At 73.0% G+C, this 18152-nt stretch carries 16 protein-coding genes; 4 read left to right on the top strand and 12 right to left on the bottom strand.

From position 1 onward, the window contains the following. The coding region (locus ACFYPH_RS11870) for a HAMP domain-containing protein (RefSeq protein ID WP_387181144.1) at positions 1-1853 on the bottom strand (1853 nt) is incomplete at its 3' end. A 306-nt stretch (positions 1854-2159) separates the two neighbouring features. Here ACFYPH_RS11870 and ACFYPH_RS11865 point away from each other — a divergent pair. Further along, a complete protein-coding gene (locus ACFYPH_RS11865; RefSeq protein WP_387181141.1) occupies positions 2160-4229 on the top strand; it encodes a SpoIIE family protein phosphatase in 2070 nt (689 codons plus the stop codon). A 23-nt stretch (positions 4230-4252) separates the two neighbouring features. Here the strand turns inward: ACFYPH_RS11865 and ACFYPH_RS11860 are convergent, their stop codons facing one another. Next, complete coding sequence (locus ACFYPH_RS11860) at positions 4253-5611, bottom strand: FAD-binding oxidoreductase (RefSeq protein WP_387181138.1); 1359 nt, start codon at positions 5609-5611, stop codon at positions 4253-4255. A 96-nt stretch (positions 5612-5707) separates the two neighbouring features. Here ACFYPH_RS11860 and ACFYPH_RS11855 point away from each other — a divergent pair, with 96 nt between their 5' ends. Both ACFYPH_RS11855 and ACFYPH_RS11850 read left to right on the top strand, forming a co-directional pair. Further along, positions 5708-7804: a S9 family peptidase gene (locus tag ACFYPH_RS11855; RefSeq protein WP_387181135.1), complete on the top strand. Its 2097-nt coding sequence runs from the start codon at positions 5708-5710 to the stop codon at positions 7802-7804. Positions 7805-7896: 92 nt separating this feature from the next. Beyond that, complete coding sequence (locus ACFYPH_RS11850; RefSeq protein WP_354853948.1) at positions 7897-8058, top strand: hypothetical protein; 162 nt, start codon at positions 7897-7899, stop codon at positions 8056-8058. Positions 8059-8087: 29 nt separating this feature from the next. On the opposite strand, the gene ACFYPH_RS11845 is transcribed toward ACFYPH_RS11850, so the two are convergent. The 4 genes from ACFYPH_RS11845 to ACFYPH_RS11830 all read right to left on the bottom strand — a co-directional run bounded on the left by ACFYPH_RS11845 (position 8088) and on the right by ACFYPH_RS11830 (position 11622). Continuing rightward, the gene (locus tag ACFYPH_RS11845; RefSeq protein ID WP_387181132.1) at positions 8088-9611 is read right to left on the bottom strand and encodes an FtsX-like permease family protein; all 1524 of its coding nucleotides are present in this window, start codon (positions 9609-9611) and stop codon (positions 8088-8090) included. After that, positions 9608-10309, bottom strand: coding sequence for an ABC transporter ATP-binding protein (locus tag ACFYPH_RS11840; RefSeq protein WP_387181129.1), 702 nt, complete (start codon positions 10307-10309; stop codon positions 9608-9610). Before ACFYPH_RS11840 ends, ACFYPH_RS11845 begins: the two co-directional genes overlap by 4 nt. Next, a complete protein-coding gene (locus tag ACFYPH_RS11835; RefSeq protein ID WP_387181127.1) occupies positions 10306-10842 on the bottom strand; it encodes a PadR family transcriptional regulator in 537 nt (178 codons plus the stop codon). Before ACFYPH_RS11835 ends, ACFYPH_RS11840 begins: the two co-directional genes overlap by 4 nt. 189 nt (positions 10843-11031) lie before the next feature. After that, complete coding sequence (locus ACFYPH_RS11830) at positions 11032-11622, bottom strand: TIGR03086 family metal-binding protein (RefSeq protein WP_354853728.1); 591 nt, start codon at positions 11620-11622, stop codon at positions 11032-11034. A 31-nt stretch (positions 11623-11653) separates the two neighbouring features. Here ACFYPH_RS11830 and ACFYPH_RS11825 point away from each other — a divergent pair, with 31 nt between their 5' ends. Further along, complete coding sequence (locus ACFYPH_RS11825) at positions 11654-12469, top strand: DUF6597 domain-containing transcriptional factor (protein WP_387181123.1); 816 nt, start codon at positions 11654-11656, stop codon at positions 12467-12469. Positions 12470-12542: 73 nt separating this feature from the next. Here the strand turns inward: ACFYPH_RS11825 and ACFYPH_RS11820 are convergent, their stop codons facing one another. The 6 genes from ACFYPH_RS11820 to ACFYPH_RS11795 are packed head-to-tail and all read right to left on the bottom strand — an operon-like array spanning position 12543 to position 18132. Beyond that, positions 12543-14081, bottom strand: coding sequence for a SpoIIE family protein phosphatase (locus ACFYPH_RS11820; RefSeq protein WP_355064797.1), 1539 nt, complete (start codon positions 14079-14081; stop codon positions 12543-12545). Between the two features lie 2 nt (positions 14082-14083). Next, positions 14084-15445 carry a sensor histidine kinase gene (locus ACFYPH_RS11815; protein ID WP_354853723.1) on the bottom strand — a complete coding sequence of 454 codons (1362 nt, stop codon included), beginning with the start codon at positions 15443-15445 and terminating at the stop codon, positions 14084-14086. Then, positions 15442-16449 carry a SpoIIE family protein phosphatase gene (locus tag ACFYPH_RS11810; RefSeq protein WP_387181483.1) on the bottom strand — a complete coding sequence of 336 codons (1008 nt, stop codon included), beginning with the start codon at positions 16447-16449 and terminating at the stop codon, positions 15442-15444. Before ACFYPH_RS11810 ends, ACFYPH_RS11815 begins: the two co-directional genes overlap by 4 nt. Continuing rightward, on the bottom strand, positions 16446-16865 hold the full coding sequence (locus ACFYPH_RS11805) for an anti-sigma regulatory factor (RefSeq protein WP_354853717.1): 420 nt from the start codon (positions 16863-16865) through the stop codon (positions 16446-16448). The genes ACFYPH_RS11810 and ACFYPH_RS11805 overlap by 4 nt, the downstream gene beginning before the upstream one ends. Continuing rightward, positions 16862-17272: an STAS domain-containing protein gene (locus tag ACFYPH_RS11800; protein WP_354853715.1), complete on the bottom strand. Its 411-nt coding sequence runs from the start codon at positions 17270-17272 to the stop codon at positions 16862-16864. Before ACFYPH_RS11800 ends, ACFYPH_RS11805 begins: the two co-directional genes overlap by 4 nt. Continuing rightward, positions 17272-18132: an STAS domain-containing protein gene (locus ACFYPH_RS11795; RefSeq protein ID WP_354853713.1), complete on the bottom strand. Its 861-nt coding sequence runs from the start codon at positions 18130-18132 to the stop codon at positions 17272-17274. Before ACFYPH_RS11795 ends, ACFYPH_RS11800 begins: the two co-directional genes overlap by 1 nt. Between the last annotated feature and the right edge of the window lie 20 nt (positions 18133-18152).

Here is an 18152-nt window from a genome sequence, read left to right as displayed (position 1 = left end):
GAGAGCTGATCCACCATCGTGTTGACAGTCGACTTCAGCTCCAGGATCTCGCCCCGCGCGTCCACCGTGATCTTCTGCGACAGGTCACCCTTGGCCACCGCCGTGGAGACCTGCGCGATGTTGCGCACCTGGGCGGTCAGGTTCGAGGCCATCGAGTTGACGTTGTCGGTCAGATCCCGCCAGGTGCCGGCGACCCCGCGCACCTGGGCCTGGCCGCCCAGCTTGCCCTCGGTGCCCACCTCACGGGCCACCCGGGTCACCTCGTCGGCGAACGACGAGAGCTGATCCACCATCGTGTTGACAGTCGACTTCAGCTCCAGGATCTCGCCCCGCGCGTCCACCGTGATCTTCTGCGACAGGTCACCCTTGGCGACGGCCGTGGTCACCGAGGCGATGTTCCGCACCTGGCTGGTCAGGTTCGACGCCATCGAGTTCACGTTGTCGGTCAGGTCCCGCCACGTACCGCTGACGCCCTTGACCTGGGCCTGACCGCCCAGGTTGCCCTCGGTGCCCACCTCACGGGCCACCCGGGTCACCTCGTCGGCGAACGACGACAACTGGTCGACCATCGTGTTGACGGTGTTCTTCAGCTCCAGGATCTCGCCCTGGGCGTCGACGGTGATCTTCTGCGACAGGTCACCCTTCGCCACGGCGGTGGAGACCTGGGAGATGTTGCGGACCTGGCTGGTCAGGTTGCCGGCAAGCTGGTTGACGTTCTCGGTGAGGTCCCGCCAGGTGCCGGAGACGCCACGCACCTGCGCCTGACCGCCGAGCTTGCCCTCAATGCCCACCTCACGGGCCACCCGCGTCACCTCGTCGGCGAACGACGACAACTGGTCCACCATCGTGTTGACGGTGTCCTTCAGCTCCAGGATCTCGCCCTGCGCCGCCACGGTGATCTTCTGCGAGAGGTCACCGCGCGCGACAGCCGTGGAGACCTGCGCGATGTTGCGGACCTGGGCGGTCAGGTTCGACGCCATCGAGTTGACGCTGTCGGTCAGGTCCTTCCAGGTGCCGGCCACGTTCGGCACCTCGGCCTGGCCGCCCAGCTTGCCCTCGGTGCCCACCTCGCGGGCCACCCGGGTCACCTGCTCGGCGAAGAGCCGCAGCGTGTCGGTGAGGTAGTTCATCGTCGCGGCCAACTCGGCGACCTCACCGCGCGCGCCGACCGTGATCTTCTGCGACAGGTCGCCCTTGGCCACCGCCGTCGCCACCTGCGAGATCGACCGCACCTGGCCGGTCAGGTTCGACGCCATGGTGTTCACCGAGTCGGTGAGGTCCTTCCAGGTGCCGGCGACGCCCCGGACGTCGGCCTGGCCGCCCAGCTTGCCCTCGGTGCCCACCTCACGGGCCACCCGGGTCACCTCGTTGGAGAACGACGAGAGCTGGTCGACCATCGTGTTCACGGTGCGCCCGATGCGCAGGTACTCACCGCGCAGCGGCCGACCGTCGATCTCCAACGCCATGTGCTGGGACAGGTCGCCGTCCGCGACCGCCACGATGACCCGGGCGATCTCGGTGGTGGGCCGGCCCAGGTCGTCGATCAGCGAGTTGATCGCCCGCTGCCCCTCCGCCCAGGAGCCGTCCAGCCCCTCGTCGTCGAGTCGCTCGGTGAGCCGGCCGTCCCGACCGACGATCCGGCTGATCCGCCGCAGGTCCAGGTACTGCCGCTCCTGGAGCGAGACCACCTCGTTGAAGGCGTCCGCCACCTCGCCGGCCTTGCCGGCACGGCGGGGCAGCCGGACCTTCAGGTCACCGCGACCGATCCGTCGCAGCGCCTCGGTCAACTCACCGAGGAGCGCCTCGTGGTCGGGCGCGGACGGATCCGCGACCGACTGCTTCGCCGTGGTCATCATTCCTCGCTCAACTCGGGGGGCCCGTGCCCGTACGGACACACCGGCACCCCATATTGTGCCCGCGCGCGCCGCAGTGCCAGGGTGCGCGACCCGCCGGTCGACCCTGGCGGCCTCCGCGATCCTCCCGGCGACGCCCAACCCGGCACAGACCTCGCCGAGTGGCGCTGCTCACCGTGAGATCTCGTGGCCGGGCTCGCGCCGTGCCCGCCGCCACGCGACCCGCCGCACTCCGCCGACCGGCGTCCGTCCCGCCGATCGCGCATCGGCTTGGCACCCGGCGGGGAAACGGTGGAGGATACGGGGGTGTCAGCCGAGGCGGGGGCCGCGACGGCCGGGGCCGGGAGCGGGGCCGTCCGGCATGTCCGCCTGCCCGCCGACCGCCGTACGCCCGCCGCCGCCCGCGCGGTCGTCCGCTCCGTCCTCGCCGAGGCGCACCTGGACGACCTGGTCAATGAGGCGCTGCTGCTCACCACCGAGCTGACCACCAACGCCGTCGAGCACGCCGGCACCGAACTGGACATCGAGGTCGTCGCGGACGACGTCGGGCTCTCCGTGACCGTTTCCGACTTCGCGCCCAGCTCGGGCAACGACGAGCTGACCGTCGGCACCCGCAACGACGCGACCGAGATCAACGAGGTCTCCGTACGCGGTCGCGGGCTGCTGCTCGTCGACCACTTCGCCAGCCGCTGGGGCACCACGTACCTTCCGACCGGCAAGGGCGTCTGGTTCCGGTTGGACCGGCCCGGGGCCGAGCCGGCGGCCGGGGCCAGCGCCGGCGGCACGTCGACGGCGGGCAACCCCGGGGCCGTCGACAGCTCGGCTCCGAGCGCCGGCGCGATGAGCGAACTCATGCAGACCGCCCCCGACGTGTACGCGGACGACCCACTGCCCGACTTCGCCGCCAGCCTGCTCAGCCGGGTCGCCGAGATGGTCGGCGCGGCCGGCGGCGCGATCCGACTGGACCGGGGCGACGGTCAGGGCCGACAGTTGTTGGCCCGTTTCGGCCGGCAGCCCCGCCCCGACAGCGAGCTGCTCCGGGTGCCGCTGACGGTGCACCGCCCGTACGCCGGGGAGCTGGAGCTGGACGCCGCGCCGTCGGCGTACGCCCGGCCGCTGGCGGTGCTCACCGCCGAGCGCCTGTCGCTGCACCTGGAGAACGACCGGCTGCGCCGGGCGGACGTACGCCGGCAGGCGTGGCTGACGTTCCTGGCCGAGGCGAGCGAGCTGCTGGCCCAGTCGCTGGACGTCGAGCTGACCATGGCGCTGATCCCGCAGTTGGTGGTGCCCCGCCTCGGCCAGTGGTGCGCGGTGCACACCACCGACGAGTGGGGCCGGCTGCGGCTGGCGGCGGCCAGCCACGCCGACGAGTCGATGCTGCCGCAACTGCACAAGGTGCTGGCCGAGGCCGGCCCGGACTCGATCCAGGCCCGGCTGCGCGAGGCGTCCCGCAGCGCGGCGCAGATCCCGCTCGGCGGGCCGATGGAGGGTTTCGCGGTCCCGCTGATCGCCCGCGGCCAGCGGCTCGGCACCCTGGCGGTGGGCCGGCACCAACGGCACCGGCACGACCCGGACGAGGTGGCCGTTCTGGAGGATGTGGCCCGACGGGCCGCGCTGGCGATCGAGAACGCCCGCATCCACGCCGAGCGCCGACGGGTCGCGCAGACGCTCCAGCACTCCCTGCTGCCGCCCGTCCTGCCCGTGGTGGACGGCATCGGCTTCGCCGCCGAGTACGTGCCGACCGGCGACGACGCCGAGGTGGGTGGCGACTTCTACGACGTGGTGCCGCTGCCCGACGGGCGCTGGCTGGTGGTGATCGGGGACGTCTCGGGCAAGGGCGTCCAGGCAGCGGCGGTCACCGGGCTGGTCCGCGACGTGATCCGGGTGCTGGTCGGCGACGGCAAGCCGTTACCGGAGGCGCTGGCCCGGCTCAACGAGACGCTTGTCGAACGGGGTGGCGGCCGGTACTGCACGCTGGCCCTGGCGGCGGTCGGGCCGGGTGACGGTGACCGCCTGGACGTCTCCCTGCACCTGGCGGGGCACGACCGGCCGGTGCTGCTGGCCGGTGGAGGCGGCGCCCGGTTCGTCGGCACCGGTGGCACGGCCCTGGGCCTGCTCGACACGATCACCTCCCCGACGGCGGAGATCACGCTCGCCCCGGGTGACTCGCTGATCTTCTACACCGATGGGGTCACCGAGCGGCGGCGCGGCCGGGAGCTGTTCGGCACCGACCGGCTGCGGGACGCGGCAGCGCCGTTGGCCGGCTACTCGGCGGACGTGGTCGCCGCCCGCCTACGCGCCGCCGCGATCAACTTCTCGGTCGAGCCGCCCCGGGACGACATCGCCGTGCTGGTGCTCCGCAACGACGCAGGCTGACGCCGACACCACCTGATCCCGGGTCACAGGCCGCCGGGGAGGCGGCCGGGGGCGAGGCGGTGCTCCGGGTCGAGGTGCTCCTTGGCGGCCTGCAGCCGGGCCAGGCCGGCCAGCTCACCCCAGAGGTCAACGGCCTGGCGCACCGCCGCGGGGGCGGAGACGACCACGCAGCGACCCTGTCGGGCCAGCAGCACGCCACGGACCGCGGCCAGGATGGATGCCACCCGGTCGGGTGCCACCGCGCCGGGCAGGGCTGCGTGCACCACGCCCAGCCCGGCCGAGCCCCGCACCGGCACGGGAGCGCCGGCCGCGTCCCGCAACGCGTAGACGGCGGCGTGGAGATCGCTGATCGGCACCTCCAGGCGTAGCGCGGTGTCGCCGGGCGCGAACGGGTAACGCCGCCACCACGGCGGGGCGGAGTGGGCGACCGTCGCCTCACCGTGCAGCAGCCCGACCAGCCGCTCAGCGCGCTCGGTGACCTCGGCCGGGCCACCCTCCAGCAGCACGACCAGGCTGCCCGCCCGGGACGGGGCGCTGGACCGGCCGGACATCGACGGGTGGCGCTCGCGGGCGGTGGCGGCGGGGCGGCCGGGCGGGTAGGCGGTGCGCGGCCTGGGCGGCCCGCCCGGCAGGTCCAGCTCGATGGCCGCCGGCTCCAGTCGGGCGGCGAGAATCGCGCGGACCAGGTCGTGGACCTCCAGCGGCGTCCACACCGGACGGGACACCCAGAGCCGACTGGCCGGCACCGGCTGCACCCGCAGGCTCGCCGAGACCAGCACGCCGAGGGCGCCCTGGGAGCCGCAGAGCAGGCGGGCCAGGTCGAGCCCGGGTACGCCACCGCCGGCGCTGACCAGCTCACCGTCTGCGCCCAGGTAGCGAACGCCGAGGAGCTGGTCGCAGGGGCTGCCGTGGCGGTGCCGGAGCGGCCCGGCCTCCCCGGCGGCGAGCACCCCGCCCAGGGTCGCGCCCGGCGACGGCGCGTCCATCGCCAGCCGCTGCCCGGTGCGCTCCAGAGTGGCCTGCACCGCCCGCAGCGGGGTGCCGGCACCCACCTCGGCCACCGGCGCGCCGACCGGCTCGTGACCGATGCCGGCCAACCGGCCCGTGTCGAGCATGATGTCGACCTGGGTGGGCGTCGCGCCCCAGTCGATCTTCGTGCCGGCGCCCCGGGGCACCACGGCCAGGTCGTGCACGGCGGCCAGGCGCAGCACCTCGGCCGCGGCGTGCGGGCCGCCCGGCACCGCCACCCAGCGGGCGGGCCGCCCGGCCACCTCGTCGGCCGGACCGCCGAGTCGGGCGAACGGCGGACCGCAGATCGCCGTCAACCGCCGGGTTATCTCGAGGGCTCCGGACCGGCCGAGGGAACTCGCTGCTGCCGCCATGCCGGCTATCGTACATGTGTTCTAAAGACGTCGTGGCGGCGATCGGGATGCCGCTGGTCCGGCACGCGACGCGGGCCGGCCGGTAACGTGGCCGCCGTGACCACCGAGACTGCCCCGCCCGTGGCGAAGCGGGTGCCCACCGAGCGCACCCACCACGGCGACACCGTCGTCGACGAGTACGCCTGGCTCGCCGCCAAGGACGACCCGGAGACGATCGCCTACCTGACCGCCGAGAACGCGTTCACCGAGGAGCGCACCGCGCACCTGGCCGCCCTGCGCGCGGAGCTGTTCGAGGAGACCCGCCAGCGGACCCGGGAGACGGACCTGTCCGTGCCCACCCGCAAGGGCGGCCACTGGTACTACACCCGGACGATCGAGGGCCAGCAGTACGGGGTGCACTGCCGGCGCGCGGTCCGCGACGGCGAGACCGACCCGCCGGTCAGCGCGGACGGCGCCCCGCTCGACGGCGAGGAGGTGCTGCTCGACGGCAACCTGCTGGCCGAGGGGCACGACTTCTTCTCGCTGGGCGCGTTCGACGTCAGCCCGGACGGGCGCTGGCTGGCGTACTCGACCGACTTCTCGGGTGACGAACGGTTCACCCTGCGCGTCAAGGACCTGAGCACCGGCGAGCTGCTGCCGGACGAGGTGCCCGACACGTTCTACGGCACCGCCTGGTCGGCCGACGCGTCGGTGCTGTTCTACGTGACGGTCGACGACGCCTGGCGGCCGAACCGGGTCTGGCGGCACACCATCGGCGCCGCGGCCGCCGACGACGTGGTGGTCCACCAGGAGGACGACGAGCGGTTCTGGGTGGGCGTCGAGCTGACCCGGTCGGAGAAGTTCATCCTCGTCGACATCCACAGCAAGATCACCAGCGAGGTGCTGGTGATCCCGGCCGGCAACCCCACCGGGGCGCCGGCCGTGATCGCGCCCCGCCGGCAGGGCGTCGAGTACGCCGTGGAGCACCACGGCCACCGCTTCCTGATCCTGCACAACGACGGCGCGGAGGACTTCGCGCTGGCGTTCACCTCGGCGGACGCCCCGGGCGACTGGGTGCCGCTGATCGAGCACACCCCCGGCACCCGCCTGGAGGCGGTCGACGCGTTCGCGAACCACCTGGTGGTGTCGCTGCGCACCGACGGGCTCACCGGCCTGCGGGTGCTGCCGGTCGGCAGCGACGACTCGTACGACATCGACTTCCCCGAGCCGCTCTACAGCGTGGGGTTGGACGCCAACCCGGAGTACCGCACCGGGCAGATCCGGCTGCGCTACTCCTCGCTGGTCACCCCCGACTCGGTGTACGACTTCGACCTGGTCACCCGGCAGATGGTGCTGCGCAAGCAGAAGCCCGTGCTGCCCGGGCCGGACGGGCGGCCGTACGACCCGGCCGAGTACGAGCAGCACCGCGACTGGGCGCTCGCCGACGACGGCACGCGGGTGCCGATCTCGCTGGTCTGTCGGGTCGGTACGCCCCGGGACGGCTCGGCACCGTGCGAGCTGTACGGCTACGGCTCGTACGAGGCCAGCATGGACCCGTGGTTTTCGGTGGCCCGCCTGTCCCTGCTGGACCGGGGCGTGGTCTTCGCGGTGGCGCACATCCGCGGCGGTGGCGAGCTGGGCCGGCGCTGGTACGACCAGGGCAAGATGCTGGCCAAGAAGAACACCTTCACCGACTTCGTCGCCTGCGCCCGGCACCTCGTCAAGGCCGGCTGGACGGCCAGCGACCGGCTGGTCGCCCGGGGCGCCTCGGCCGGTGGGCTGCTGATGGGCGCGGTCGCCAACCTCGCCCCGGACGCGTTCGCGGGGATCGTGGCGCAGGTGCCGTTCGTGGACGCGCTCACCTCGATCCTCGACCCGTCGCTGCCACTCACCGTCACCGAGTGGGAGGAGTGGGGCAACCCCCTCGACGACCCCGAGGTCTACGCGTACATGAAGTCGTACACGCCGTACGAGAACGTCGCGGCGGTGGACTACCCGGCGATCCTCGCGGTGACCAGCCTCAACGACACGCGGGTGCTCTACTCCGAGCCGGCGAAGTGGATCGCGCGGCTGCGGGCGACCGCACCGCAGGGCGACTACCTGCTCAAGACCGAGATGGGTGCCGGGCACGGTGGCCCGAGCGGTCGCTACGACGCCTGGCGCGAGGAGGCGTTCATCAACGCCTGGATCCTGGACCGCCTCGGTCGCGCCTGACGCTTTGATCTCGGACGTGGTGGCCTCACTCTGCCGTCGAGGCCACCACATCCAGGAAAACTGCGCGATCGTGCGCGCCTAGACTTCCCGGAGTGAGCGACGAGGCCGATGCGGACAACCCGGGAGCGGCCCGCCGGATGTCCGCGTGGATGATCCTGGGGGTGGTGGCCGCCGCCCTGGTCGTCTGCTGCTGCTCCGCCGCCGTCGGCCTGCTGATCTCCTGGTCCGCCGGCCTGTTCCACGCCCCGACCTGACCGACCGACGGCCGACCCCACCTCGTCGGTCAGGCCGTCCGCAGCTCGTCCACCGCCGTGCTCACCCTGAGGAAGAGCAGGCCGACGCCGACCGTCACCAGCACCGCCGCCAGGGCGCCGGCGCCGAGCCAGGCCAGCTGTTCCAGGGGTACGGCGATCGCTTTCTCCACCCCGGCGGTCTGCACGATCCGTGTGTATCGGCTGCGGGTGGCCGGATCGTCGCAGAGCGCCGCCGTGGCGTCGCAGACCTCGATCGACGACCCGCTCGTGGTGATGCTCTGGAAGAGCCCTCGGCCGAGCAGCAAGCCCACGGTGAGCGCCAGCAGGATCGCCGGCACGGCCGGGGTGAGCGCCTGCCAGGCCACCGATGCGCTGAGCGTGCTGCGGGGCACGCCGGTGGCGACCAGCGCCGCGTAGGCCCGTCGGCGGGCGACGATCCCCTCGACCAGCGCGACGATCAGGCCGCCCGCCGCGATCAGCACCGCCACGGCCACCGCGGCGTCGACCAGATCCATCGTCGACAGGTAGAAGGGGTTGGTGCCCGCGTCCACCCCGGCGAGCCGGTTCTGCTCCCGTTCCACCTCGTCCTGTGCGACGAAGTAGGCGCGCTGCGCCGCCGCGCCGGCACCGAAGATCACGGCGGCCAGCAACGCGGCGAACGTCCGGCTGCCCGCCCACGGGTCGGCCATCAGCCGGCCCGCCGCGAGCAGCGCCGACGCGCCGCGGGCGTGCCGGTGCAGCAACCGTCCGCAGGTGTGCGAGATCCAGCCGGTGCCGATGACCACCCCGATCATCGCGGCGAGCCCACCCGCCAGGAACAACAGCGGCACCAGCCAGCCCAGCACCGCGTCGTTTCCGTCGAACCGGTACACCACCGGGCGTACGGCGACGAAGGTGGCCACACCCAGGCCGATCAGCAGCCCGGCCCAGGGCCGCGGACCCCGCTCGCGGGCGGCCTTGCGACTGACCCCGAGCGGGCTGGTCGTGACCGTGCGCAGCATCAGGGCGGTGGCCAGCGCCGCGATCACCGGCAGACCCAGCACCACCGCGACCAGCGCACCGACCGACGGCAGCACGTCGGTGGGCAGGGCCAGCCGACCCTGCTCGTCCGGGCGGTGCAGCAGCTCACGGCCGGCCAGGTAGACGCCCAGCCCGGCGAGGGTGCCGAGCAGGCTGGCCAGGCCGGTCTCCAGCACCGCCAGGCGGGTGACCTGACCGGGCGTGGCGCCGGCCAGCCGGAGCGCGGCGAGGCGCCGGTCCCGGGCCGGCGCCCCGAGCCGGGCACACTGGCCGGCCAGCGCCAGCACCGGGACGGCCAACATCAGCAGCGCGAATGCCGTCCCCCCGCGCAGTCCCGGCTCACTCAGCAGCGCGTTGCGGTACTGCTCGGACTCCGCCCGCGCGTCGCCGGGCGGTTTCTGGATGGCCAGCACGGTGAGCGCCGCCAGCCCGGCCAGCGTCGCCAGCAGGGCACTGAGCGCGGTCAGCACCACCCGCGCCGTGTCCGTCCGGTTGCCGGCGAGCGCGAGCCGTACCAGCGTCGCCGGCCTCACCGGGCGCCACCCGCCAACGGCACGTCGAGCCCCAGGCCGGTGTGGTCCACCAGGCCGTCGCGCAGCACGATCTCCCGATCGGCGTACGCGGCGATCCGGGGCTCGTGCGTGACCAGCACGACGGACGTGCCTTGCTCGCGGGCGAGCCGAACCAGCTGGGTGAGCACCTGCTCGCCGGTGAGCGTGTCCAGCGCGCCGGTCGGCTCATCGGCGAAGAGCACCCGCGGCTCGGTGACCAGCGCCCGAGCCGTGGCGCACCGCTGCTGCTGACCGCCGGACATCTCACCCGGCCGGAGGTCGGCCAGGTCGGCCACCCCGAACCGTTCCAGCCAGGTGAGGGCCGCCGTCCGTGCCTCTCGCCGCCCCGTGCCGGCGAGGAGCAGGGGCAGGGCCACGTTCTCGGCCGCGGTCAGCTCGGCGACCAGCTGCCCGAACTGGAACAGCACGCCGAACTCGGTGCGCCGCAGCCGGGACCGGGCCGCCTCCGACCAGGTGTCGATCCGGTGGCCGCGCCAGGTGACCTCGCCCGCGTCGGGCCGGAGGATCCCGGCCAGGCAGTGCAGCAGGGTCGACTTGCCGCAGCCACTCGGACCGGTGACCGCGACGATCTCGCCCTCGGCCACGCCGAGCGTCACACCGCGCAGGGCGGGCGTCGGACCGTACGCCCGAACCACGCCGCGAGCCTGGAGTTGCGTCACGCGTGCACCTCCCGGTGCCAGTCGGCGACCCGGCCGAGGGTGGTGTGCAGCCACCGCAGGTCCGCGTCGAGATGGGCGATCGCGAAGTCGGCCGCGACCACGTCGTTGAGGGTGGCGGCCGGGTCGGTCTTGACCGCCGTCAGCTCCCGCAGCCGTGCCGTGTGCGCGGCGCGCTGGGCCACCAGGTACGACCGCGCCCGGTCGACGTCGGCGACCAGCAGCGCCACCACGACCTTGGCGAAGAGCGTGCTGGCCACGTACGGCATCGGCGGCTCCACCGTGGACAGCCAGTGATCCAGCGTGGACCGGCCCTCGTCGGTCAGCGCGTACGTCGTGCGGTCCGGCCCGGAGGCGCGGTCCTGACCCGCGGTGGCCACCAGACCGTCCCGTTCCAGCCGGCCGAGGGTGGCGTAGACCTGCCCGAAGGCCAACGGCCGAGCCCGCGGCAACCGCTGGTCATGCGCACGCTTGAGCTCATACCCGTGCCGGCTGCCCCCAGCGAGCAACCCGAGCAGCACATGCGGCGCGGACACCCGGCCCACTATTCACCCAGCGAATACCCAAGTCAACCACCCACCCACCCCACCCTCCCTCCCTCCCCCTCCCCAACCCTGACCGCCGGTGATCAAGAGGTTTGGGTCAGATTTCGCCCCGCTGATGACGCAAACCTCTTGATCACGGGGGCGAAGGGTGGGGGTGGGGGTGGGGTGGGGTGGGTGGGGTTAGGGGGTTTGGGGCCAGGTGGGGGTTCGGCCGGTCTGGGTCAGGAGGTGGTCCAGGTCGGGCGTGGTGACGGCCGGGGTGGATGTGGGTGGGGTTGGGGTGGGGTCGGCGAAGACGCCCATCTTGCGAGCGGTCGGGCCCAGTCGCTCGACCAGGGCGTGCAGCTCGGTCACCGCCTCCGGGGCGGGCTGGTAGGGCTGGCCGGTCGCCACGGCGAGATCCCAACCGTGCACGATCAGGTCCAGCAGGGCCATGCCGCCGACGACGGTCTGCGGCAGCCCCATGCCCGGCGAGACGCCCTCCAGCGTGGACGGGTCCGACCAGGCGGCGATCAGGCGGTCGGTCTCGACCGCGAACCGGTCCCGCCAGCCGTCGTCCAGGTGGTCGGGTTTCTCGGCCCACTCCACCGGCCTCTTCTCGGCCAGCTCCTGGAAGTTCACCACCACCTCGAACAGGTGGTTGAGCAGATCACGGACCACGTAGTCGCGGCACGGAGTGGGCAGGTCGAGCTGGTCGTCGGCGATGCCGCGTACCACGTCGACGGTTCGCGGCGCGGCAGCCGCCAGCAGATCGCTAGTCTGAGTGGCCATACGGCCAGCGTATGAGGGTGGTCTTGAAGAAATGCGACAGCGACCGCGCGGCGACAGCCGGGGCATTCTCGACCCGGCGCGGTTGCTGCGCGAGGTCCGCTTTCGGCGGCACCTGCCGGCCGAACCGCTGCGCGAGTGGGTCGAGCACTACTGGTTGATCGACTGGACGTTGAGCGCGCCGTTCGAGCAACGGGTCGTGCCGCACCCGGCGGTGAACGTGGTGTTCCGCAGCGATGGTGCGAGTGACCGCGACGGCGACGCGGCGGAGGCCGGCGAGGTGGCCGGGGTGGGCCGCGATCTGTTCCGGATCACGCTCACCGGCACCGGCCGGGTCTGCGGGATCCAGTTCCGCCCCGGTGGCTTCCACCCGTTCTGGCGTCGGTCGGTGGCCGAGTTGACCGGACGTCGACTGCCACTGCCCGCCGGCCGGCTGACCCGTCCCGCCCATCCCGTCTGCGCGGGCAGCGACAGCGACCGCTGTCGCGCGCTCGACGCGGCGCTCATCGCGTGGGCGCCCGACCCGGACCCGGCCGCAGCGGAGGCCGTCCGGCTGGCCGAGTCCATCCGGGCCGACCGGACGGTGCTGCGCGTCGACGAGTTCGCCGCGCGGCACGGGGTTCCGGTCCGGCGGCTACAGCGGCTCTTCACCGAGTGCGTGGGGGTCGGTCCGAAGTGGGTGATCCGCCGCTACCGCCTCCAGGAGGCCGTCGAGCGGGCCGCCGGGGCTCCGCTCGACTGGGCGGGCCTCGCCGCCACCCTCGGCTACAGCGACCAGGCCCACCTGGTCCGCGACTTCACCGCCGTCGCCGGAGTGTCACCAGCCGCGTACGCCCGCTCGGTGCACTGAGCCGCACGCGCGACCGCCCGAGCAGCGACCACCGGGCAGCGACCACCGAGCAGCCCCGCGGGTGCCGCCGTGCTCAGCGACGGCGCAGGACGACCACGGCGACGTCGTCCTGGATCTTCGATGGGGCCAGTTCCACCAGCAGGCGGGCGCAGAACTCGTCCAGGTTGTCGTCCACGGTGGCGGCCACCGCGGCGAGCGCGGCCAGCCCTTCGTCGATGGTGGCGTCCCGGCGCTCGATCAACCCGTCGGTGTAGAACACCAGCGTGGCACCGGCCGGCAGGACGAACTCCAGGTCGGCCGGTCGGGGCGCGCGGACGCCGAGCAGCGGCGCCGAGTGCTGCACGAACTCAACCTTGCCGTTCTGGTGCAGCAGCGGGGGCAGGTGACCGGCGCTGGCCAGCCGGACCCGCCCGGTCGGCGGGTGCAGCAGCAGGACGCAGAGCGTGGCCAGTTCGTTCGGCAGCAGGGTCCGCATCAGCTCGTTGACCCGGTGCAGGATCTCGCCGGGTTGGTGCCCCTCGACCGCGTACGCCCGCACCGCGTGCCGCAGCTCGGCCATCACGGTGGCCGCGTGCAGCGAGTGGCCGGCCACGTCGCCGATCGCGAGCAGGAGGTGCCCGTCGAGCATCACCAGCTCGTAGAAGTCGCCGCCCACCTCGGTCTGCGCGCTGGCGGGCTCGTAGCGCACCGCGAAGTCAAGTCCGGCCACCGTGGGCAGGCTGCGCGGGAGCAGGCTGCGCTGCAGGGTGACGGCGATGCGGTGCTCCTCGTCGAAGGAGCGCTGAGCCTCGACCGCCGCCGCCACGGCCTGCGCGAGCTGCACGAGCACCGGCGTTCGGGCGGTCTGGGTGGCGGTGGGGACCACCACGTACAGCGGTGCCCGGTCCTCGCGCAGTCGAGCCGCGGCCACGGTCACCGAGTCGTCCGCCGGCCAGGTCAGCAGCGCCCAGTTCGCCGGGGCCTCCACCTTGACCGTGGCGCCCGTGGGGACCCCGGTGTCGTCGACGACCCAGGGCACGATGGCGGCCTCGGCGCCGGGGCCGGCGCAGATGCCGGCGATGCAGTCACCGTCGAACGTCTCCGCGATCACGGCGGCAGGGCTCTTGAAGATCTGCGCGGCCCCCTCCGCCGCGACCTCCAGCAGCCGTGCGAAGGTCGACGCGGCGTGCACCGCGACTGTGGTGTCGGCGAGGACGAGCAGCCGCTCGGCGAGCAGCTCGGCACGCTTGCGGGCCTGGTAGTACCGCAGGACCGCCCGGGTGGTGGCGATCAGCTCCTCGGGCTCGATCGGTTCGGCCAGGTACGCGTCCGCTCCCCGGGTCAGCCCCTGGGCGCGGTCGGCGACGTCCACCGCGTGCGCGGAGACGTGGATCACCGGCATCACCGGGTGTGCCGCCTTGATCCGCTCGCACACCTCGTAGCCGCTCAGGTCGGGCAGCCGGACGTCGAGCACCACCAGGTCGATCCGGTCCGTCTCGACGCGGGCCAGCGCCTCGGTGCCGCTCTCCGCTTCGAGGACGGTGTACCCGGCCCGGGTCAGCCAACTGACCAGCAGGTAACGCTTGGTCCGACTGTCATCGACCACCAGGACGGTCGCCGGGCCGCCGTCCACCGTCACGCTCCGCCTGTGGGCAGGGAGACAGTGAATGTGCTGCCCCGGCCCGGCTCGCTGGCCAGCTCCAGCGTGCCCCCGAGCAGGGTCACCAGCCGCCGGGCGTACGGCAGGCCGAGGCCGGTGCCGCCGACCCGGGTCGCCCCCGGCACCTGGTAGAACTCCTCGAAGATCCGATCGTGCATCTCGGGCGCGATGCCCGGGCCGGTGTCACTGACCTCGAAGTTCCACCGGTCGTCGCGTTGCCGGACGCGCAGGCGCACCTCGCCGCGCTCGGTGAACTTCAACCCGTTGTGCAGCAGGTTGCGCAGCACCTGGCCGAGCAGCACCTCGTCGGTGCGGAGCACGGCCGGAGCGGTCGGCTCCTCCACGGTGAGCTCCACCTCCGGCCGGGTGGCCAGCGCCCGCATGGTGCCGCGCAGTTGGCCGAAGACCGGGCGCAGATCCACGTCCGCCCAGTCCGGCTCGATACGGCCCGACTCCGCCTTGGCGAGATCCAGCAGTTCGTTGACCAGCCCGAGCAGGTCCTCCGCCGACGAGCGGATGAGGCCCACCTGGCGGGCCTGTTCGGCGGTGAGCGGGTCGGAGGCGGAGTCGGCGAGCAGACGCCCCAACCCGATGATCGCGGTGACCGGGGCGCGCAGCTCGTGGCTCACGTTGGCCAGGAAGCGGCTCTTCGACTCGCTCGCGGCGCGCAGTTGGGCCGACTTCTCGTCCAGCTCGGCGTAGAGAGCGACCACCCCCCGGTTGGTCTCCTCCAACTCCTCGGTGAGCTGGTTGTAGAGCGCCAGCACGCCGCGGTTGGTCTCGGCCAGCTCCTCGTTCAGCACGGCCAGCTCGTCGCGCTGGCTGCGTACCTCGTCGAGTGCCGCGATGAGCTGGCCGTTCTGCACGGTCAGCTCATCCAGCGCGCTGGCCGGGGCGGTGCGGCCGAGTTCCGCACGGAACTCGGCAAGCCGCTCCGGAGTTGGTGTCGGCGCGTTGGCCGGGACTCTTCGGGACATCCGTACGACCGTAACCCCCTCGACGGTCGACACGCTCAGTGTGTCGACCAGTCGGGAGACCGCACCCGACTGCGGCTCGTACCGGCCGTCGGGCAGCGGGGCCACCGGGGCCAGGTCGGCGCGGAGGTGGAACCGGCCGTCGGATCCCGCGTCGATGTGGAACGTGACGTCCGCGCCGCCGGTCGTACGCAGCAGGTCCCGGGCGACCTCGCTGAGCGCGGTGGCGATCCGGACCTGGTCCTGGCGTTCGAGGCCCACCACGTTGGCCACCTCGCGGCCACGCTGGCGGATGACGAAGATGTCCTGCTCGACCCGCAGCGCCATCTGCAGCAGCGGCGGCGCGGCCGGCTCCGCGCTCATGCCCACGACCTCGCGACCAGAACGCAGGCGTCGTCGCGTCGGACGCCGGCGTCGCGCAGCAGGGTCGCCGCCATCACCAGCGGGGATCGTTCGGCGAGGCCCGGGTAGTCGGTCAACCGCCAACGGTCGGCCACGCCGTCGCTGTGCATCACCAGCCGGGCGCCCGGTCCGAACGGGTAGTCGTAGCCCCGGACCGTCGGACGCTGGTGCCCGGCGATGCCGGGCAGCGACACCAGCCCCCGGCGCTGGCCGTCGCCCTCGACGATCACGCCGCTGATGTTGCCCAGCCCGGCGTAGTGCAGCACGCCGGCCGCCAGCTCGGCGACCGCGAGCGCGGCGCCGCGGGTGTGCGACATGCTCCGATGCAGGTGACTGACCACCGCTGCCGGTGGGCTGGCCGGGGCGTCGCGGAAGGCCGCGAGCGCCGCCTCGGTGGCGGCGGCGGCCAGCGGCCCGTGCCCCAGCCCGTCGCTGACCAGCACCTGGTGCCGGCCGTCGGCGATCCGGACGGCGTACCCGTCGCCGCTGACCGTCTCGCCGGTAAGGGGCCGGGTGAGGGCACCGGCCCAGGACGGGTGGGCCGGTTCGGCCGGCCAGACCTGCACGGCGAGGACGGTGCCCCGGCCGGGCAGGGAGTACCCGTCGAACCAGCTCGCCTGCCGGACGATGGCGCCCAGGCCGATGCCGAGCGTGCCGGTGGTGGAGTGCCCGTCGCGGGACGAGACGGCGAGGTCGGCCATGCCGGGCCCGGAGTCGATGGCCACCAGCTCCACGCCGGCCTGCCCGGCGCGGCGGACCGGCCGGAGCAGCAGGACACCGTTGTCGGCGTGCTTGACGAGGTTGCTGGTCAACTCGGCGGCGACGATGGCCAGGTCGGCGATGCGCGCCGCACCCATCTCGATCTGCTCGCCGAGGCGTTCCGCGGCCCGTCGTACGGCGCTGGCGGTGCTGCCGGCCTCCACCCGGAACCAGATGCCGCTGTCGGTGACCGGGTCCCCGTTCACCGCGACCACTTGGTCACCGTGATGCGCGTGCCGGCCTCCGCCGACGTCTCGATCTCGAACTCGTCGACCAGTCGCCGGGACCCACTGAGCCCGAGGCCGAGGCCGCCGCCGGTGGTGTAGCCGTCGGTCAGGGCCAGGTTGAGGTCGGCGATGCCGGGGCCGGAGTCGGCGAAGATGATCCGGACGCCCTTGCGACGACCGTTGTCCACGATCGTCACCTCCACGGTGCCGCCGCCGCCGTACACCAGGGTGTTGCGGGCCAGCTCGCTCGCCGCGGTGACCACCTTGGTCTGGTCGACGAGCGACAGCTTGACGGCGACCGCCACCGTGCGGACCAGTTGCCGGACGCGGACCACGTCCTCATCGCTGCGGACCGACTGCGCCTGCGGCTGGCCCAGGTCGACGCCCGCGGTCACGGCGTGGCCGTCTCGGCGTCCGGATCGTCGTCGAGCTGCAGGTCGAGCTCGTCGGCGCGGGCCGCCGCGATCAGCTCCATGCCGCGCTCGACGTTCAGCGCGGTACGGATGCCGTTCAGCGACAGCCCCAGTTCGACAAGGGTGATGGCGACGGCGGGTCGCATACCGACCACCACCGTCTCGGCGTCGAGCACCTTGGAGATCGACGCGATGGTGGAGAGCATCCGCCCGACGAACGAGTCGACGATGTCCAGCGCCGTGATGTCGATGATGACGCCGTGGCAGCCGGTGGCCACGATCCGCTCGGCGAGGTCGTCCTGGAGCTGGACCGCCGTCTGGTCGGACATGTCCAGCTGGATCGAGACGAGCAGGATGTCACCGATCTTGAGGATCGGCACGCGCTCCATCAGACGCCCCGGCGTGGCTGGCGACGGGCGGTCTCCACCCCGTTGAGCCGCAGCACGTGCCGCAGCGCGTCGGCCAGGCTCGCCTTGGTGGCGATGTCGCCGAACTCGATGCCGAGCGCCACGATGGTCTGCGCGATCTGCGGACGGATGCCGGAGATGATGCAGTCGGCGCCCATCAGCCGGGCGGCCACCACGGTCTTCAGGATGTGCTGGGCGACCTGGGTGTCCACGGCCGGGACGCCGGTGATGTCGATGATCGCGTACGGGGAGCCGGTGTCGACCAGGGTCTGCAGCAGGCGCTCCATGACCACCTGGGCGCGGGCCGAGTCCAGGGTGCCGACCAGCGGGACGGCGACCACGCCCTCCCAGAGCTTGACCACCGGGGTGGAGAGTTCGAGCAGCTGCTCGGCCTGGTCGGCGATCAGGCTCTCGCGGGTGCGCACGAAGCTCTCGAAGGTGAACAGGCCCAGCTCGTCGACCAGCTTGGAGAAGGCGACGTAGTCGTGCAGCGCGTTGGCGCCGCCGGACTCCTGCACCAGGTCGGCCAGCACGTCCTTGAGCGCGAAGACGCTGATCGTCGTCTCGGTGGCGGAGAAGCCCTGCCGGGCCCTGCCCCGGGACAGCTCGGACAGCGTGGCGCGCAGTTCCGCGGCGTGCTCGGCGGACAGGTCGATCGTGCCCTGCTCACCGGTGCCGACGATGGCACGGTGCAGGTCCTCGACCTGCCGGCGCAGCTCGGCGTGACTCAGCCGACCCCGCAGCGAGCTGGCAACGATGTCGGTCCACCGCTGCGTGACCTGCTCGGCATGCCCGCCCAGCAGCGCGGCGAGCCGACCACTTTCCTCGGCGTTCAACGCCATCGTGAAAACCCCCCTCGACC

It is taken from the genome of Micromonospora sp. NPDC005252 (genome assembly GCF_042872475.1).
Lineage (GTDB): Bacteria > Actinomycetota > Actinomycetes > Mycobacteriales > Micromonosporaceae > Micromonospora.
Note: the sequence above shows the minus strand (reverse complement) of the source record. Positions and strands in the feature narration are given on the sequence as shown.

Bases quoted from the DNA above. Each gene is read 5' to 3' on its own strand.
- ACFYPH_RS11860 (WP_387181138.1), bottom strand. From the start codon at position 5,611: ATGGCGGCAGCAGCGAGTTCCCTCGGCCGGTCCGGAGCCCTCGAGATA.
- ACFYPH_RS11830 (WP_354853728.1), bottom strand. From the start codon at position 11,622: ATGGCCACTCAGACTAGCGATCTGCTGGCGGCTGCCGCGCCGCGAACC.
- ACFYPH_RS11825 (WP_387181123.1), top strand. From the start codon at position 11,654: ATGCGACAGCGACCGCGCGGCGACAGCCGGGGCATTCTCGACCCGGCG.
- ACFYPH_RS11815 (WP_354853723.1), bottom strand. From the start codon at position 15,445: ATGAGCGCGGAGCCGGCCGCGCCGCCGCTGCTGCAGATGGCGCTGCGG.
- ACFYPH_RS11800 (WP_354853715.1), bottom strand. From the start codon at position 17,272: ATGGAGCGCGTGCCGATCCTCAAGATCGGTGACATCCTGCTCGTCTCG.
- ACFYPH_RS11795 (WP_354853713.1), bottom strand. From the start codon at position 18,132: ATGGCGTTGAACGCCGAGGAAAGTGGTCGGCTCGCCGCGCTGCTGGGC.